Raw genomic sequence first — 18747 nt, forward strand, 5'->3', positions numbered from 1 at the left:
CTAATCATCATGGATGCAGAACCAACCCGCCCAGACCCCGACAGCCTGCTCGCGGCCGCCAATGAGAAGCCCCGTGGCCGGTTGAAAGTCTTTTTTGGTGCCTGTGCCGGGGTGGGTAAAACCTACGCCATGCTGCAAGAGGCCCAGCGCCTGCGTGCTCAGGGGCTGGATCTGCTGATCGGGGTGGTGGAGACACACGGGCGCAGCGAAACCGCCGCGTTGCTAGAGGGGCTAACCATTCTGCCGCAAAAGCGTATCCCTCACCGCAACCGTCAGATCCGTGAGTTTGATTTAGATGCCGCACTGGCCCGCCATCCGGCACTGATTTTGATGGATGAGCTGGCCCACAGTAATGCCCAGGGTTCCCGTCATCCCAAACGCTGGCAAGATGTGGAAGAGCTGCTGGATGCCGGTATTGATGTGCTGACCACCGTGAATGTGCAGCATCTGGAGAGCCTGAATGATGTAGTCGGCGGCGTGACAGGTATCCGCGTGCGGGAAACCGTGCCCGATCATATGTTTGATGAGGCCACGGAGGTGGTCTTGGTGGATCTCCCCCCCGATGATCTGCGCCAGCGCCTAAATGAGGGCAAAGTGTACATTTCCGGTCAGGCAGAGCGGGCCATTGAACATTTTTTCCGCAAAGGCAACTTAATCGCCCTACGCGAACTGGCCCTACGCCGTACCGCTGATCGGGTTGATGACCAGATGCGGGCCTTCCGTGACACCCAGGGGCGCGAGCGCGTCTGGCACACCCGCGACGCCATCTTATTATGTATCGGTCACAACAGCGGCAATGAAAAACTGGTGCGCACCGCCGCCCGACTGGCGGCCCGATTGGGCTGTATCTGGCATGCGGTGTATGTGGAAACCCCACGTCTACATGGCCTGCCGGAAGCCCGGCGGCGGGCTATCTTGCGCACACTTAAGCTGGCGCAAGATCTGGGGGCGGAGACCGCCACACTCTCGGAACCCAGTGAAGAGAAGGCCATACTGCGCTACGCCCGTGAGCATAATCTGGGCAAAATCATTATTGGCCGCCGGGTAGAGAAACAGTGGAAACTGCGCGGCAGCTTTGCCGACCGCCTCGGTAAGTTAGGGCCGGATTTAGATCTGGTGATCATCGCGCTGGAGGATGATGATCGTGTCGCCAGTGTCGCGAAAGAGAGTGACTCACGCCCCTTCACGGAGAAGTGGCGTATGCAGCTACGTGGCTGTATTGCGGCCATCGGCTTATGTGCCGTGATCACTCTATTATCACAATGGTTAATGCCCGGATTCGATCAGGCCAATCTGGTGATGGTTTACTTGCTCGGCGTGGTCATTATTGCGCTGTTCTATGGTCGCTGGCCCTCGGTATTGGCGGCATTTATTAATGTGGCCAGTTTCGATCTGTTTTTTGTGCAGCCACATGGCTCGCTGGCGGTCACTGATGTGCAATATCTGGTGACTTTTGGTGTGATGCTCATTGTCGGGATCGTGGTGGGTAATCTGACCGCCGGAGTGCGCTATCAGGCCAGAATTGCCCGTTATCGTGAGCAACGCGCCCGCCATCTGTACGAAATGTCACGTGAGTTAAGCCGCGCTCTCACCCCGGCTGATATCGCCAAAACCAGCCGTCATTTTCTCTCCAGCAGTTTTCAGGCCAAAACGGGCCTGTTGCTACCACAGGAGGAGGGGCGCTTACAACAAATTGCCACCGATGATGGCGGCACTCTCTCCGTTGACGAGGCCATTGCGCGCTGGAGTTTTAACAAAGGTGCGCCGGCTGGCGCGGGCACAGATACCCTGCCGGGGGTGCCCTATCAACTGCTACCGCTCACCGCGTCCAAACAGACCTTCGGTGTACTGGCGATTGAACCGGCTAACTTGCGCCAATTGATGGTGCCGGAGCAGCAGCGCTTGCTACAAACCTTTACCAGCCTGATTGCCAACGCGCTGGAGAGGCTGCATCTGGCGCGCAGCGCCGAACTGGCAAAACTGGATGCCGAGCGGGAGCAACTGCGCAACTCACTGCTGGCGGCACTCTCCCACGATTTGCGCACTCCACTGACCGTGCTATTCGGTCAGGCGGAGATACTGACGCTAGATCTGGCCGCTGAGGGTTCGCCCCATGCTCCACAGGCTAACCAGATCCGTCAGCAAGTGCTCAGCACCACCCGACTGGTCAATAATTTACTGGATATGGCGCGCATTCAGTCTGGCGGTTTTAATCTGCGCAAAGAGTGGCAGTCACTTGAGGAGATAGTCGGCAGTGCACTGCATATGCTGGAAACCACCCTCAGCCATCATCAGATTCGTGTCGAGCTGCCAGATAAGATGGTGCTGATCAATTGTGACGGCAGCTTACTAGAGCGGGTGTTTATTAACCTGCTGGAGAATGCCCATAAATATGCCGGGAATGTCGCGCTACTGGGCATTCGTGCGGTGGTGCAAGGTGAATGGCTGAATGTGGAAGTGTGGGATAACGGCCCTGGTGTCACTCCTGGGCAAGAGCAGCTTATTTTTGATAAATTTTCCCGTGGAAACAAAGAGTCGGCCATTCCTGGTGTCGGCTTGGGATTAGCCATTTGTCGTGCCATCATTGATGTGCATGGCGGGCGGATCTGGGTTGAGAAAAGCCAGGATGGCGGTGCCAGCTTCCACTTTACTTTGCCGCTGGAAGCCGCACCTGATATTGATGCCGATAACGTTGATATCGAGTACATTGATACAGCAAATGACAATACTAATACCAATACTAATACCAATACCAAGAACAGTGGCACAAACAAGCTATTGAGCTAGCCGTAAGGAGAAGCGACCATTTCCACCACCAATATCCTGATTGTTGAAGATGAAAAAGAGATCCGCCGCTTTGTACGTATTGCGCTGGAGAGTGAAGGCTGGCGGGTATTTGAGAGTGATACTCTGCAACGGGGCCTGATTGAAGCGGGCACCCGTAAACCTGATCTGATCATTTTGGATTTGGGGCTGCCCGATGGCGACGGCCTGACCTATATTCAGGATCTCCGTCAGTGGAGTGCTATTCCGATTATTGTGCTATCAGCCCGCAATAGCGAGGAGGATAAAGTGGCCGCGCTGGATGCCGGTGCTGATGACTATCTGAGCAAACCTTTTGGTATCAGTGAATTACTTGCACGAGTGCGGGTTGCTTTGCGCCGCCATAGTGGTGGCAGCCAGGAGAGCCCGTTGGTGAATTTTGCTGATATCAGCGTCGATTTAATCAACCGCCAGGTCACCCGTGCCGGCGAAAACCTGCACCTGACCCCCATTGAGTTCCGCCTGCTCTCAGCCCTGCTCGCTAATGCCGGCAAGGTGATAACCCAACGCCAGCTACTCAGCCAGGTCTGGGGGCCTAATTATGTCGAACACAGCCATTACCTGCGCATTTATATGGGTCACTTACGCCAGAAATTAGAAGCAGACCCTACCCGCCCCAAACACCTGCTCACTGAAACCGGTGTCGGCTATCGCTTTATTCTTTAGCTCAAAAATCTATATTAGTTACAGCGCCCATACTCTCCATTCATTCGCGGCGCGCATTAAATCACACCATTAATAATAGATTTAAAGATAAATCTAATGATTATTAATTTAAAAAAAATCAATCATAGGATAATAATATAAAAAACACACCAAAGGAAAACATCATGACTGACATAATCCACGAACAAAAAATATATGAAATAACCCCTAATCATCACTCTGATAAATACAAGAAAATAACCAAATCAATCGATAACAAGAATAATATCACGTTAAAATTTTACAATATAAAATCAAATGAATTATCTTTTGATAAAGAAGAAAATGAACACTTTATTTACATCACAGACAGTACTATAACTACAGGCAACAACATCACTGACACACTTAAATTAAATGAACTCATAGCAAGTGAAGTCAAAGAAATAGAGTCTATCACATTCATATTCTGTGATCCTGACGGAAAAGAAGAGAGTTCATTAGAAATAGGAGCTGGCATTGATGGATATAAATTAATGAAGTTCATCCATATACACAATACAATATTCTTCGGCGGAAACTACCGTTATTTGACCACAACTGACAGTCGACAAAGTATTACCTATGAACATCAAGAGATCGATTTCTCTTCTAGTGCCAGGAAAACTGTAATCCTTGGAGAAGATTACAGTAATAATATTATCGCGAGCCGTCAAGATGACACTATAAAAAGCCATGATGGAGACGACACAATAGATGGCGGCGCTGGTGATGATATTATTCATGCGGGTGGCGGCAATGATAATATTACTGGTGGTACCGGAAATGACACAATACACGGCGGGCAAGGTGATGACACAATAGATGGCGGCGCTGGTGATGATGTTATTTCTGCGGGTGGCGGCAATGATAATATTACTGGTGGTACCGGAAATGACACAATACACGGCGGGCAAGGTGATGACACAATAGATGGCGGCGCTGGTGATGATGTTATTTCTGCGGGTGGCGGCAATGATAATATTACTGGTGGTACCGGAAATGACACAATACACGGCGGACAAGGTCAATATGTTATTCACGGGGGAAGCGGAGATGATATAATATATGGTGAACAAGGGCAGGGTACTATTTATGGGGACGATGGGGATGATACTATTTATGTGGGCGCAGGGCGTTGGGGAAGTATTATTAACGCGGGGACAGGTAATGATTATATTGTTGGTAGTATCCAAAGTGATAAAATAAGCGGTGGAGAGGGTAATGATACTATTTTTGGGGGTGATGGTGCAGACACAATTTCAGGTGGCGCAGGCACAGACATTATACATGGCGGAGATGCCATGGATTATCTGATGGGCGACGACGGTAACGACTATATTTCTGGCGATGCCGGTGGTGAACATTCCTCCACTGGTAATCATCTTTTTGGCGGTAGTGGTAACGACATGATTTTTGCTGGCGATAGCGGTGACCAGATAGAGGGCGATAGAAATAACCCTGAGGATAATGGGCGAAATAATAGAGGTAACGACCATCTGTTTGGCGGTAAAGGTAATGATGAGTTAATCGGGGGGAGAGGTAATGATTTCTTAGCTGGCGGTCATGGGGATGATACATATCAATTCTTTTGTGACGATGGTGTTAATATAATAAATGAAGAGTGTGAAGGTTACAACACTATTGTATTTAAAGATTATTTTTACGAAGAACTACTGATAACAAGACATGGTTCAAATCTGTTATTTACCAGTCGTAATCAAGGGGATAGTTTACGTGTACTCATTAAGGACCAAATAGTTGGTAATAGCTAGAAAATTAAGACGTTTTTGACAAAAGATCACTCCGTAAATGGTAAGCTTATGCCTCACTCAATGGACTCTCGCTATTTTATTGCTGAACACCCTAATCAGGGGCAGATTACAGATTCAACCGTCAATGATATGCTAAATAGAGAACGTGAATATGGCATTAACAAAGTATCCTCTATTTTCAATCCAGAACACTTAAAGTATAATAGTGAAATAAACCTCGCTATGCTGAGACAGGCAATATCACAACAACAAGAGTCGCAATCAACTAGTGAATTTTCATCCCCCTCTTTTATACCAAAGAATGTCGTTAATTTTCTCACCTCCCTGAATCAATAATAGCGCTCATTTATTGCTGAAAAGAAGATGGGCAAATAGTGTTTCAGGGCGTAGTATCGGCCTTTTGCTATAAAACAGGTGTTATACGTGATGAGTACCTGGTTAATCTATGCGCTGCTATCTGCCCTCACCGCCTCTCTGGTGGCAATATTGGGTAAAATAGGTCTGCAACATTTAGATGCTAATACCGCCACCGCCATACGTGCGGTAGTAATGGCACTGTTTTTAGTGGGCGTGGTGGTAGTTCAGGGTAAATTCAATCTGGTCGGTGCCATTTTGGCCGATAAAAAAGCCCTGCTATTTGTGGTATTGAGTGGCGTCGCCGGTGCATTATCCTGGCTGTTCTATTTTATGGCCATTAAAAATGGCAATGTTTCGCAAGTCGCCCCCATAGATAAGCTGAGTGTCGTTTTCGCCGTGATTCTGGCCTTTATTCTCTTTGGTGAAAAAATCTCGCTCATTGCTGGATTGGGGGTCGCGTTGATTACCGCTGGCGCTTTGATGGTGGCATTGGGCTGATTGGCTATATTGAACACAGTAAAAAGGCAGCGCTTAGGCTGCCTTTTCCATTATGGATATTGCCCGCTATTTAGCGCCAGCCAATACATCGCTGACAATATCAACGGCTTCCTGCTCTATCTTTTCGCGGTGTTCTGCGCCAAGGAAGCTTTCACAGTAAATTTTATACGCCTCTTCGGTGCCAGATGGGCGGGCGGCGAACCAGCCGTTGTCAGTCATCACCTTCAGCCCGCCAATCGACGCGCCATTACCCGGTGCGCTGGTTAAACGCGCGGTGATAGGATCACCTGCCAACATACTCGCGGTCACCATTTCAGGTGACAACTTAGCCAGCGCATTTTTCTGCGCCTGGGTTGCCGGAGCTTGAATACGGTTATAACTTGGCGCACCAAAACGTTGCGCTAACTCATCATAGTGATGCTGTGGATTCTTGCCGGTCACTGCCGTGATTTCCGCCGCCAGCAGACACATGATGATGCCATCTTTGTCGGTAGACCAGGGGGTGCCGTCAAAGCGCAGGAAGGATGCCCCGGCACTCTCTTCGCCACCAAAACCAAAACTGCCATCGTGCAACCCGTCTACAAACCATTTGAAGCCGACGGGCACCTCCACCAGCTTGCGGCCTAAATCAGCCACCACTCGGTCAATCATCGCACTGGAAACCAGCGTCTTACCCACAGCCACATCAGCGCCCCATTGCGGGCGATGCTGGAACAGGTAGTTGATCGATACTGCAAGGTAATGGTTCGGATTCATCAATCCGGCCGGCGTGACAATGCCATGGCGGTCATAATCGGGATCATTAGCAAAGGCTAAATCAAATTTGTCGCGCAGCGCCAGCAGCCCCGCCATCGCCGATTCTGATGAGCAATCCATGCGGATCACACCATCATGGTCAAGATGCATAAAGCGGAAAGTCTGATCGATAGAGTCGTTAACTAGCGTCAGATCCAACTTATAGTGCTCACCAATGCGTTGCCAGTAGGCAATACCTGAGCCACCGAGCGGATCGACCCCCAATTTCAAACCCGCGCGCTGAATGGCAGGGATATCCACCACATCGCCCAAGCCCTCAACATAGGGTTGGATCAAATCTTGTTCACACAGATGATTGCCGCGCCAGGCTCTATCCAGCGTCTGACGTTTCACCCCTTCTAAATGCAGGCTAAGTAACTGGTTAGCGCGCTTTTCAATCACTGAGGTCAGATTGGTATCTGCCGGGCCACCATTGGGTGGATTGTACTTGATACCACCATCTTCAGGCGGGTTGTGGGAGGGCGTGATAACAATGCCGTCAGCTAGCGCTTTACCCTGTAGGTTATGGCAAAGAATGGCATGTGAGATTGCGGGGGTCGGGGTGAAACCATTCTCTTGTTGCACCACCACATCCACGCCATTCGCCGTCAGCACTTCCAGCACCGAAATAAAGGCCGGTTCCGACAATGCGTGGGTATCTTTACCCACATAACAGGGGCCAGTTATGCCGTGTTGATGGCGAACTTCCGCAATCGCCTGCGCGATAGCCAGAATGTGCGCTTCATTAAAACTGTGACGTAATGAACTGCCACGGTGCCCAGAGGTGCCAAATTTGACCGCATGGGCTGGGTTTTCTGCATCCGGCTGCAATACATAGTATTGCGACGTCAACTGAGCAACATTAATCAAATCGCTTTGCTGAGCTGCTTGCCCAGCACGAGGGTGGTTAGCCACAATAACGACTCCTATATACCCGTTATCTTTCAAGCTACAGATATCCTGGCCGCGCTTGCTTACGGCCCTCCTGCATATTGAAATCTATTGGGCACAGTTTCAACGAAATTAGATAGTTCCGCACACTTTATCAGTCAGATCCGGCGGGAACTGCATTGCCAACATGATGTGTTGCACCATGCTGCGTTTACGCTCGGTATTGGTATTGGTAATCACCCAGTATGGCGTACCGGGGAGATGTTTGGGCTTGGTATGTGTCCCATTTTGCAATAACGTCTGCTGATCACCCGCAAAATAGACCCGAGTGCGGCCATGTAGTGATTCAGTCGCCTCAGTAAAGGCGTGAGCATCCAGTGTGTAGAGCGTTGATAGCACTAACATAAAGCGGTTAACCGCCCTATTTTGCTCGGCATATTCATCGGATAGCAGCAGTTCGCGCACCGCACGAACCCGATCCCGTGGTGCTGGAGCCGCCGCCACTTTCGCCGCATCATCAGTGGTTGCTGAACTCACTACCGGCTGACCTGCGGTAAATTTCAACATACGCCGTAAAATATCGGACGCACTTTCGCCAATGTGTTGCGTATGACTGGCAATATAGCGATAAAGCTCTTCGTCGAGTTCAATAGTTTTCATCATTATCCAGTACGGTTTTCTACTTTCTTATGCATATCCAAGGATTATAAAGTCAAAGTGCGCTAACGAGTACCTTTATCATGGCATTATTGGGATAATAACCCGCACCGCCAGTAGCCACTCAACAATCCACATCTATTTGATAAGCATATCTCTATAAACATATGTCTGATAAACATATGCCTGATAAAATCGTGGCGCAGCACACCTTCGCTCAGTCATGATACCCTAACCAGAATATCTCTCAGCATGAACTTCGCCATGAAATTAAACTTCCGCTTACAAAACGCACTTTCTCCCACCCCGTCACTGCCAATCATTCTGATCCATGGATTATTTGGTAACCTTGATAACTTGGGGGTATTGGCCCGCGACCTGCAAAAAGAGCATAACGTTATTCAGGTTGATCTGCGCGATCACGGTTTATCACCCCGTTCGCCTCAGGTGAACTACCCGGATATGGCGCAAGATGTGCTGGAGTTGATGGACCAGCTTGCGATAGAGAAAGCGATAATTATTGGTCATTCGATGGGTGGAAAAGTCGCAATGGCACTGACGGCAATAGCTCCGGATCGCATTGCAAAAGTGGTCGCGATTGATGTCGCCCCGGTCAATTATCAGGTGCGCCGCCACGACTCTATTTTTACAGCGCTCAATGCCGTAAGTGCCGCCGGTATCACTCAGCGTCAGGAGGCCGCTCAACTGATGCGTGAGTCAATAAAGGAGGAGGGGGTTATCCAGTTTTTGCTGAAGTCATTTCAGAATGGCGAGTGGCGGTTTAACGTGCCTGCGCTGTGGGACCAATATAACAATATTGTCGGCTGGCAGCCCATCCCACCCTGGCCCCACCCTATTTTGTTTATTCGTGGTGAATTATCGCCCTATATCCAGGATAGCCATCGCGATGATATTGCCCGCCAATTCCCGCAAGCCCGCGCCCATGTCGTCGCCGGAACCGGTCACTGGGTACATGCTGAAAAACCTGACTCTGTCTTGCGAGCTATCCACCGCTTTATTGATGATAATCCAGCGGCCAAACAGCACACTGAATAAAAAAAACAGAGCGCGCCTTGGATGTTGATTAAAAATTATACCCTGGGGAAAAGAAATGTATTTCCTGTGGAAAAATTGTGCAAAAAAGAGCGAATTAGCCCAATCTAATCACAGTAAAGCATTGTCGTTGCTCGGTTGGCTGGGGTATTATGGCGCGCTATAAATTTGCTGCGGTGTTTGGCAGCAAATGCAAATTCAGGCTGCTGACATAGAGGTTATTCAATGCGTTCTATCTATGTTCTAAGCTTGGAATGTGTAAACCAAATCATCAAGAAAGGCTACGCCACGCTTTCTGATGTCACTCCCTTGTAGTACCGCGACCTATGGCAAAAGAACAAACGGATCGCACGACGCTGGATCTGTTCGCAGATGAACGCCGTCCGGGGCGCCCGAAAACAAACCCATTATCCCGTGATGAACAGCTTAGAATTAATAAGCGAAATCAACTACGGCGCGATAAAGTACGTGGCTTACGACGCGTGGAACTGAAGATTAATGCCGATGCCGTCGATGCTCTCAACAGCCTTGCTGAGCAGCGTAACATCAGCCGCAGTGAACTGATTGAACAGATGTTACTGGCTCAATTAGCCCATGATCAAGAGGGGTTTTAACCCTATCAGTTACCACCACGGCGTGGCGTAATCCCTTACGCCACGCCGCTATTCCTAGAAAGTTTCCCAGTTGGCGTTGCTGTCTGCCTTGGCAGCGACAGGTGCCAGTTTTAATGGATTCGCCCGAGGTTTCACTGCTGGTTTTGCCCGCGCATCATCTGATTGTAATTTAAATACCGCCACTGCTCGGTTTAGCTGCGTCGCCTGCTCTTCCAATGAAGCCGCAGCACGCGAAGCTTCCTGCACCAAAGCAGCATTCTGCTGGGTCACGCTGTCCATCTCTGCCACCGCTTGCCCAACCTGACTAATGCCCTTACTTTGCTCATCAGAAGCCGAGGCTATCTCTCCCATTAAGTCGGTTACATTAGTGATCGAACGAACGATTTCATCCATGGTGACACCGGCACTCTCCACCAATGCCGACCCACTTTTCACTCGGTTGACCGACTCGGTAATCAAGCCATCAATCTCTTTCGCCGCCTGCGCACTGCGCTGTGCCAAATTACGCACTTCACTGGCGACCACCGCAAAACCACGGCCCTGCTCACCCGCTCTGGCCGCTTCAACTGCGGCATTCAACGCCAAGATATTGGTCTGGAAAGCAATACTGTTAATCACGGTGGTAATATCCGCGATTTTGCGCGAACTGGCAGAGATCTCATCCATGGTGTGCACCACGTCAGCCACCAGCGCCCCGCCTTTTTTCGCCGTGATGGAGGCACTCGCCGCCAGTTGACTGGCGTGATGCGCATTATCAGCATTATGTTTTACGGTCGCGGTTAACTGCTCCATGCTAGCTGCCGTCTCTTCCAGTGCGGCGGCCTGCTGCTCGGTGCGAGACGACAAATCGGTATTGCCCGCAGAAATTTCGGCCGCGCCGTGATAAATCCCATCCGTACTGCTACGGATAGCCTCTACGGTATTGACCAAACTGGTTTGCACATCGCGCAATAGCGGGAATAGCTGCCCAACGCAGTTACGCCCAAAATCGACGATAGGCTGCCCAAGCTGACCGGAAGCAATAACCCGAAAATGCGCACGGATCTCATCCAGCGGACGCACCAGATTGGCCAATAGGTAGCGGTCAGTAGCCAGTAAAATCACCAGGCCGGCCACCAATGCAGAGATAAGTGTTATGCTGCTCACTTTTGTCAGTTGCGAGAATTGCACTTTCGCCACGCCAATGGCCTTTGAAGCCGCCTGATTAAAACCCTCGGCAACCGCGCCATATTGGCGGCTTAATGCAGGCACCGTTTTTTTCGCCAGATCTTGATAAGCAGCGATATTGTTATCCATTGCGGCCTGATAAAGCGGCATCACCCCCTGCTCAATTAATCCACTCCATCCATCAATCACTCCAGCGACTAAAGCAGGATCAATCTGTGCATGGTCGATAGCTTTAAACTCGGCGAGTCTTTTCTTCAGATTTTCCAGCGCGGCACTGGACGATTTTAGCTCTTTATCCGCATCGGCCAGGTTACCGCTTTGGCGATAATCGACTGCGCGGGCAAGACGGGTCACCATGCGGAAATATTGATCCGTCCCCTGATTAACTAAATTCATATTCTCAACCAACACCGTATTCGCGTTAGATGATTGTGTGAGTTGATTCAGTGATAACAATGTATAGGCAGATACGCCGCCCCAGAGCAGGCAAAAGGCGCCAAGCACCCATAATAGCGCTGCTCTGATAGTAATATTTTTTAAAAACTGCATGTTCGTTCCCCTTATATATCGGATGGTTACCGTTAGAGACTCTGGTGTTATTTGATGACCGAAAAGCAATAAAGGACGTTCCATACAGCTAACGACAACTCCTTTCCGGCAAATTTTCATCTGACGGTTTCCCCCTGGCACCGCTAATTGCAACCTTGCGGTTACACAACGGTTATCGGCAATGAGGTTATAAGGTTGAGCAACTCACAAAAATTTAATATCGCATAAACTTGATACCCGCCCGGCAGGGTTTTCTGGCATGATGCTGCGCTATGAAATGTGTTATATTATTGGGCAGAAAGCGCAATAATCTGCATAAATATTTGAATTTATAAGGTATTAAGTTATATGGCGACTGTAGGCATTTTCTTTGGCAGCGATACTGGCAATACCGAAAACATTGCCAAGATGATCCAAAAGCAACTGGGCAAAGATGTTGCTGAGGTTCACGACATTGCCAAAAGCAGCAAAGAAGATTTAGAAGCCTTCGATATCCTGCTGATCGGTATCCCAACTTGGTATTACGGCGAAGCACAATGTGACTGGGATGATTTCTTCCCGACACTAGAAGAGATCGATTTCAACGGCAAGCTGGTTGCCCTATTCGGTTGCGGTGATCAGGAGGACTACGCAGAGTATTTCTGTGATGCGATGGGCACCGTGCGCGACATCATCGAACCACGTGGTGCCGCGATTGTCGGTCACTGGCCAACAGCCGGTTACCACTTCGAGGCCTCCAAGGGCCTGGCTGATGATGATCACTTTATCGGTTTAGCCATTGATGAAGATCGCCAACCGGAACTGACGAATGAACGTGTTGATGCTTGGGTAAAACAGATCAGTGAAGAGATGAATTTGTCTGAAATCACCGGCTAATACGCCATCCCGAAAACGCTGTGGTGTATTGAGCATCGCCCAGCGTTTTCGTTGCTTTTCATCCCTTTCACCCTTCTCTGTTAAGCAGCCCACAGATCCACATCTTCATTCGTGAAAAATAAAAATAAGTCGCTACAACTTTTTAACGTTATCGCTAGCGAACATAAACTAAAATGATGCTACACCCCCATTCATCAATACACCGCATGATTAATCTGGCAAAGTGTGCAATTATATCTTTGTTAACAACCACGGTTTTCATTTGGGGCGAGCAGTTCTATAATGAGACGTAATTGTAATTATTACGCCACGGATGTCATAGGCTGAACAGCCTTAATTTGAATCGATAGTAACAGGACTGAATCCGCATGACTGACAACAACAAAGCCTTAAAAAACGCTGGCCTTAAAGTAACACTGCCCCGGCTGAAGATTCTGGAAGTGTTGCAAGATCCGGCGTGCCACCACGTCAGCGCGGAAGATCTTTATAAAAAGCTGATCGATATCGGTGAAGAGATTGGTCTGGCGACGGTTTACCGCGTACTGAATCAATTTGACGATGCCGGTATTGTGACCCGCCACAATTTCGAAGGCGGTAAATCAGTCTTTGAGTTGACGCAGCAACATCATCACGATCACCTGATTTGCCTGGATTGTGGCAAAGTGATCGAGTTTAGCAATGAAGCGATTGAAACTCTTCAACGTGAAATTTCTAAGCAACACGGTATCAAGCTGACCAATCACAGTCTCTATCTGTACGGCCACTGTGAATCCGGCGATTGCCGTGAAAACGAGTCTGCGCACGATAAAAGATAATGCCGCATTATCGCATTGATCTTATAAAGATTTTAAGCACTGAAAAAAACCCCGGCAAGCCGGGGGAAAACCATCAACTCAACTTCACTTAATTTTGTTTACCACAAAACAGGGTAAACAGCAGATAACAACAGACACAGCGATTTGAAACCCATCATCAGACTTTAACTGGCTCGGCCCGGCTATGACGTTTACCATCCGGGCTGGTTGAGCGGATCATTACATCACCACTGACTTTAGGTTGCACTTTGGCATCATACTGCTGCCATTGCTTACCACCATCAGTGGAGTACTGGATAATCAAGCCCGGTAAGGAGATATTAGCCTCCAATAGACCCGCGACCACTCGTGCTCCCGGTACCGGCAGCCGGTAAGCGATGCCCGCTTTATCCAGTTTCGCCAGTTCACGTTGACCCATAATGTTGGCAAAACGCTGCCAATCAGTGTCCAACGCCTTGGTATCCACCAGATGCGTCTCGCCGCCTCTGTACTCCCGACCCGCTTGATAATCTTGCTCCCATGACGCACGATGCCAGGCGCGCTCCGCCAGCGGTAATGCCCGTGGGAAGATCATGTACTCCATCTGCTCATCGGTACGGACAGTTTCATTCCACGACTGACCGGAGATACCGTGCACACCAGGCCATGGCTTGTCGCTCTTCGCACTGAAGTGATTACCATCGCGATCAACAGAGGTTTCGGCGTTTTGCGGCATGTTGTCTGGGGCGAAACTGAACACTTTCTCCTCGTCATTAAAGCGGGTTGCCCAGTAGTAGCCACGTTCGCTCGGGTTAACTTCATACGGCATGTCGAAGTAGACATAATCCGGGTTGGACGCCACCACTTCGTAGCCTTTATTGGCCCAATCATTGATTGAGTCGGCACCGCCCCAGAACAGGGTGTCCCAGAAGTTGACACCAACACGTTTGGTCGCAAACTCTTTCGCGTCTTTGGCATCCTTCAAGCCATCCTGCCACGCTTGCATTTTTTCGATGCCATGGGCATTAACCAATTTACTCACTTCAATGGCGAAGTAGCTGGAGAGATGCTCCACATCCTGAACTTTGCCCTGCTTGACCATCTCTTGACAGACCTGCGACTTGGCCCATGGCTTATCTTCAACACTCTTATCAATGATGCCTTTGCCCGGCTCAATTGGGCCGTTTTTGTCCTGGAACCCCGACCCCAGACGGATATTTTTCGCCTCATCACCGCCAAAGTGCCAGGTGGTCAGCGGCATACCAGCCTCTTTGTGCATCTGAGCCATTTCGCCAATCACTTTATCGACAAAGCGCTTAGAGGAGTCCAGACATGGGTTCAGATAACTTTTGCGCTCATAGAACTGCACCGAGGTGGTGTTGGAGTCATCGGTAGGATCCAGCAGGCGGAATTCATTAGCCTCTTTCTCTTTACCCTGCTTCATCAGATTGTTGTAGCGGGCCTCCATGGAAACGACCGCGGCACGAGCATGGGCTGGCATGTCAATTTCAGGAATAACATCAATCTGGCGCGCTTGGGCGTATTTCAGGATCTCGATGTAGTCATCGCGGGTGAAATGGCCGCTCCCCAGATTACTGCTATCCGGGCCAGACCCCAGCTGCGGCAACAAACAGCTGTTTTCAGTCAAGTCGTGACAACGTTTGCTGCCCACATCGGTTAACTCTGGCAGGCCTGGGATCTCAATGCGCCAACCCTCATCGTCGCTTAGATGGAAGTGGAATTTGTTCAGCTTGTAGGCGGCCATCTGGTCCAGTAAACGCAGCACCGCCTCTTTGGTTTTGAAGTTACGGCCAACATCGAGGAAGAGACCACGGTATTCAAAGCGCGGGGCATCTTTTGCGTCTAGCGTGGCGATTTTTTGGCTGCCGTCAGTGGGCACTAAAGAGAGGATTGATTGCAAACCATAGAACACACCGGAGGGATCAAAACCAATGACCTGTGCGCCTTTGTCACCAATTTTCAGCTCATAGGCACCGGAAACCGCTAAGTCGCCTTTAAACACCGCCGGTTGAATCGAGGTTTTTATCGGGAAGCCCGTGGCGTTCAGTTTCAGGCCGAGTAATTCGAAACGCTGCTGTACCACCTCGGCAGCCGGTTTAGGTAAAGCGCTCAGATCCAGTGCCACGCCCTGGCTCAAATTCACGTCTTGCGGATGAATTTTGACCTCCATTGGCGTCGGAATAATCTGCCCGCGTAGGTTTGCTGCCGTTAATGTTTTCACCGCTTCATTTTTGACGAAACGGGACTCCGGCGTCATCAGCACGTTATTGTCATCTTTGGTACGTTTCCACTGATCGCCCGTAAATTGGGTTAGATATTCGTTGATATCTTCAGTGTCGGTACTTTTCAGCACCTTGGGTTTCGCATCGCCGGAGGTGGCATACCAGCGCGGCATAAAGTCAGTGGCAAACAGCTGCCAATATTCACCCGTTATCGGGATTTCAACCGCCTGATTGGCAGGAAAACCGGCGAATTTAGCCGTAGGTTCAATTTTATGCAGGTCACCGGTCAGGTGTGTGATGCTGAATTGATCGTTATCTACCGTCAGAATTTGGCGAATGCTGTGGAAGTAAATGGCCCAATCCCGGCCTTTGATCTCATCCCCGGTGTTGGTCAGAGTTATCATTACTTGGTTGCAAGATGCCCAATCAGCCCCCAACCTGGCGCAATCAACACCACTCTCACCAGCACGGTTATCCAATACTTTATAGTTAACTTTCAAGGTGCTGAGCTGGTCAACAATCTGTTGATTGGCGGTGTCCGCATTGGCGGCCCCCATCAAGCCGAAGGTCGCGGTGATCGCCGCTAACGTATTTAATTTGAATCTGTTCATCACTAACCTCATCCGTAATTAATAATTGCAGCCAGAGTCACTACTGGAAGTATTGCTGCTGGCTGAATTATTGTTAGCTTAATTGCTACTCTCAGAATGGTTTCAAGCTTAGTTATTGGCGCGAATTTCTTGCCAAAGTTTTCCGCACTGCGCCTCATAGGCCTGACCATTACCGGTATGCGCCGCGTCAATACAGCGCTGATAATCCAATACCCGAACCGTCTCTTTCTCAGTAAAAGCTTGATGCGCTCTCTCTTGTTTCAAGACATTCAATACCGCTTTGCAGGGGATTAATCTCTCCGGCGAGCCTTCACTGGCATTGATACAAGCGCTGTATGCTTGCTTCAGCTTAGTGTCTTCCGGTTGAGCCGGCGCTTGCGGCGCACAGGCACTCAATCCCAATACCACGGCAATAATAAAAAGCGTTTTCTTCATAGCAGGTGCTCCATTATGACCCCGGAGTGGTTACCGGGGAGGGCAATCAGAAGATGGTAAATGGTGCAATTACGATGAATTTAACGTCTTTCTCATCCTGGAACACATTGCCGAAACCACCGCCAAAGCTTGGAATATTGGTATGGTTGTCGTACATGGTGTAATGCAGTTTGAATAGGGTGCCTTTCGCCCGACCCTCTTGCAGCGTGTAGAGCACATCAAAGTTCCATGCGGACTCTTTCAGGCGGGTATTTTGGTCGAATTTGGGGTTACTGCTTGGTTTTGCATCCCAGCCATAGGCATAGGAAGTCCCCACTGACCAACCCGCTAAGTTCCAGTTTTTCAGGTCATACATCACGCCACCAAACAGCGCTTTTTCGCCGTTGGCGTTGAAGTCAGAACGAGAATCCCACCAAACGTCCAAACGGCCGTTGGAGGTCGCATAACCTGGGGTCATACGTTGCAGGAAGTAGCCTTGGTTGCCTTCAGCTTTGGCCCAAGTCCCTTCCAAACGCAGGTCAAATGGCCCGGTGGTGTAACCCAGAGTTAATGCTTGCAACCAGGCTAAGCCGTCATAGACGTCATTCACATTGCTGGCACCACCATCAACTTTGTCTTTCGCGCCGTAGAACTGGTAAGAGGTACGCAGATCATTGCCCGCAACCGGGAAGGCGTACGAGGCTTTGGCAAAATACTGATCCATGTAGTCTTTGGCCTGGCCGAATGCCGCTTCCATCACCAGCTTATTTTTGAAGTCGTATTTGGCACCGATTGAGTGCAGGTAACTCACGCCGGTCAAACCATCCGCCTGACGGAAGTTGTACATATTCTGATACCACGGCGCTTTATATTCATCGGTCCACATGTAGGACATGGACAGTGCACCCGCTGTATCAAAATCGAATTTCGCACCGCCTTCAGCACCACGATAAGTCCCGGGCATGAAGCTCCAGTGTGGTGCTAACAATGTCTGCCCTGTCGGTTGGATATAACCACCACGCGCCCAGAAATCACCAAATTTGAATTTGGCTGCCGCCTTATACACGCTGACGCCACTCTTATCGCCAGTCCATTTTTCATCCCAGCGAGTTTTAGCATCACTGAAACCAATTTCGTTTGGTGCTGCCGGGCCACTGTTGGTCATTTCAACTGCACCGAAAGCGGCCAGGTCGATACCAAACATGTCTGCCGCGTAGCCGGATGAGAAGTCCAGATTGGCGTTAAAGGTGGAGTGATGCAGGTTAGCAACATATTTGCCATACTCTGCACTGCCCGGCGTTAAATCCTTACGGTCACGCTGACGCTGCCAATAATAGATACCGCCAGTCAGTGACGAATCATCCACAAAGCCTTCAGCCCTGGCCTCTGGGGTTGCCATAAACCCCGTTCCTAACAATGCGCCCGCGACAGCGAGCACTAACGTTTTACGTTTAGCATCGTGCGTAACCATAAGAAAAAATTCCTCTTTGACATCACATTTAAAGTGCTTTGCCTATGTCCACCACAGCTCACAGGTTCAGCCTCAAAAAAACCCTAAGTGGGTAAAATTTAGCTGGGGAGAGATCTCCACCAGCTGTTACTTATTTAAAAAAACGTCTCTTTCGATAAACGCTCTGAAGATTGCTGCTGGGATACAGACTATTTTTCGCGACGCGAATTATCAATTAAAAAAGTCAATAATTATTCAAAGTATGACAACGAGCACATAACTGTGAAAAAATATTACAGAACTCACAAAAGCTTTAAAAACAATGCATAAGCTTCTCAGTGAACTCAAAAATCGTCTCTCATTGACATCTTGAATGGTTTCAGCAAATACAATAAAACACGGAATATTCCAGTGGAAAATCACATTATTTCCCTGGTTAATTTGTAAAGCGAATATTTAAGAAAGACTTACAGATCGCCACGTCATCACGCGCAAA

At 49.4% G+C, this 18747-nt stretch carries 15 protein-coding genes; 9 read left to right on the plus strand and 6 right to left on the minus strand.

Translation table 11 applies throughout. The annotated features are described in order from the left end of the window. The first annotated feature begins 9 nt into the window (after positions 1–9). The 5 genes from kdpD (at position 10) to FFE93_RS14840 (ending at position 6137) form a co-directional block, all read left to right on the plus strand. On the plus strand, positions 10–2787 hold the full coding sequence (gene kdpD, locus FFE93_RS14820; protein WP_186367660.1) for a two-component system sensor histidine kinase KdpD: 2778 nt from the start codon (positions 10–12) through the stop codon (positions 2785–2787). Between the two features lie 18 nt (positions 2788–2805). Then, the gene (gene kdpE / locus FFE93_RS14825) at positions 2806–3489 is read left to right on the plus strand and encodes a two-component system response regulator KdpE (protein WP_032898492.1); all 684 of its coding nucleotides are present in this window, start codon (positions 2806–2808) and stop codon (positions 3487–3489) included. 164 nt (positions 3490–3653) lie between these two features. Continuing rightward, a complete protein-coding gene (locus FFE93_RS14830) occupies positions 3654–5282 on the plus strand; it encodes a calcium-binding protein (protein ID WP_138775387.1) in 1629 nt (542 codons plus the stop codon). 48 nt (positions 5283–5330) lie between these two features. Next, on the plus strand, positions 5331–5618 hold the full coding sequence (locus FFE93_RS14835) for a hypothetical protein (RefSeq protein ID WP_138775388.1): 288 nt from the start codon (positions 5331–5333) through the stop codon (positions 5616–5618). A 90-nt stretch (positions 5619–5708) separates the two neighbouring features. Further along, positions 5709–6137: an EamA family transporter gene (locus tag FFE93_RS14840; RefSeq protein ID WP_032898493.1), complete on the plus strand. Its 429-nt coding sequence runs from the start codon at positions 5709–5711 to the stop codon at positions 6135–6137. Between the two features lie 66 nt (positions 6138–6203). Here FFE93_RS14840 and pgm read toward each other — a convergent pair whose 3' ends face one another. Beyond that, positions 6204–7847, minus strand: coding sequence for a phosphoglucomutase (alpha-D-glucose-1,6-bisphosphate-dependent) (pgm, locus tag FFE93_RS14845; protein ID WP_005277117.1), 1644 nt, complete (start codon positions 7845–7847; stop codon positions 6204–6206). A 108-nt stretch (positions 7848–7955) separates the two neighbouring features. Next, complete coding sequence (gene seqA / locus FFE93_RS14850) at positions 7956–8483, minus strand: replication initiation negative regulator SeqA (protein WP_032898494.1); 528 nt, start codon at positions 8481–8483, stop codon at positions 7956–7958. A 261-nt stretch (positions 8484–8744) separates the two neighbouring features. Between seqA and ybfF the strand changes: the two genes are divergently transcribed. Both ybfF and ybfE read left to right on the plus strand, forming a co-directional pair. Then, positions 8745–9536 (plus strand): esterase, encoded by a 792-nt coding sequence (ybfF, locus tag FFE93_RS14855; RefSeq protein WP_032898495.1) that lies wholly within the window; start codon positions 8745–8747, stop codon positions 9534–9536. 323 nt (positions 9537–9859) lie between these two features. Next, the gene (gene ybfE / locus FFE93_RS14860) at positions 9860–10147 is read left to right on the plus strand and encodes a LexA regulated protein (RefSeq protein WP_005277127.1); all 288 of its coding nucleotides are present in this window, start codon (positions 9860–9862) and stop codon (positions 10145–10147) included. A gap of 54 nt (positions 10148–10201) precedes the next feature. On the opposite strand, the gene FFE93_RS14865 is transcribed toward ybfE, so the two are convergent. After that, a complete protein-coding gene (locus FFE93_RS14865) occupies positions 10202–11863 on the minus strand; it encodes a methyl-accepting chemotaxis protein (RefSeq protein WP_054872448.1) in 1662 nt (553 codons plus the stop codon). Between the two features lie 348 nt (positions 11864–12211). Between FFE93_RS14865 and fldA the strand changes: the two genes are divergently transcribed. After that, positions 12212–12739 (plus strand): flavodoxin FldA, encoded by a 528-nt coding sequence (fldA, locus tag FFE93_RS14870; protein WP_005277133.1) that lies wholly within the window; start codon positions 12212–12214, stop codon positions 12737–12739. Between the two features lie 368 nt (positions 12740–13107). After that, complete coding sequence (gene fur, locus FFE93_RS14875) at positions 13108–13554, plus strand: ferric iron uptake transcriptional regulator (protein ID WP_004875622.1); 447 nt, start codon at positions 13108–13110, stop codon at positions 13552–13554. Positions 13555–13711: 157 nt separating this feature from the next. Here the strand turns inward: fur and FFE93_RS14880 are convergent, their stop codons facing one another. From FFE93_RS14880 to chiP, 3 genes are all read right to left on the minus strand, one after another. Continuing rightward, entirely contained in the window at positions 13712–16387 is a 2676-nt protein-coding gene (locus tag FFE93_RS14880) for a beta-N-acetylhexosaminidase (protein WP_138775389.1), read from the minus strand. A gap of 108 nt (positions 16388–16495) precedes the next feature. Beyond that, the gene (gene chiQ / locus FFE93_RS14885; protein WP_005277139.1) at positions 16496–16822 is read right to left on the minus strand and encodes a ChiQ/YbfN family lipoprotein; all 327 of its coding nucleotides are present in this window, start codon (positions 16820–16822) and stop codon (positions 16496–16498) included. A 46-nt stretch (positions 16823–16868) separates the two neighbouring features. Next, positions 16869–18272 carry a chitoporin ChiP gene (gene chiP, locus FFE93_RS14890; protein ID WP_005277144.1) on the minus strand — a complete coding sequence of 468 codons (1404 nt, stop codon included), beginning with the start codon at positions 18270–18272 and terminating at the stop codon, positions 16869–16871. Positions 18273–18747 lie beyond the last annotated feature (475 nt).

Origin of the sequence: Yersinia sp. KBS0713 (assembly GCF_005937895.2) — a bacterium.
GTDB classification, from domain to species: domain Bacteria; phylum Pseudomonadota; class Gammaproteobacteria; order Enterobacterales; family Enterobacteriaceae; genus Yersinia; species Yersinia bercovieri.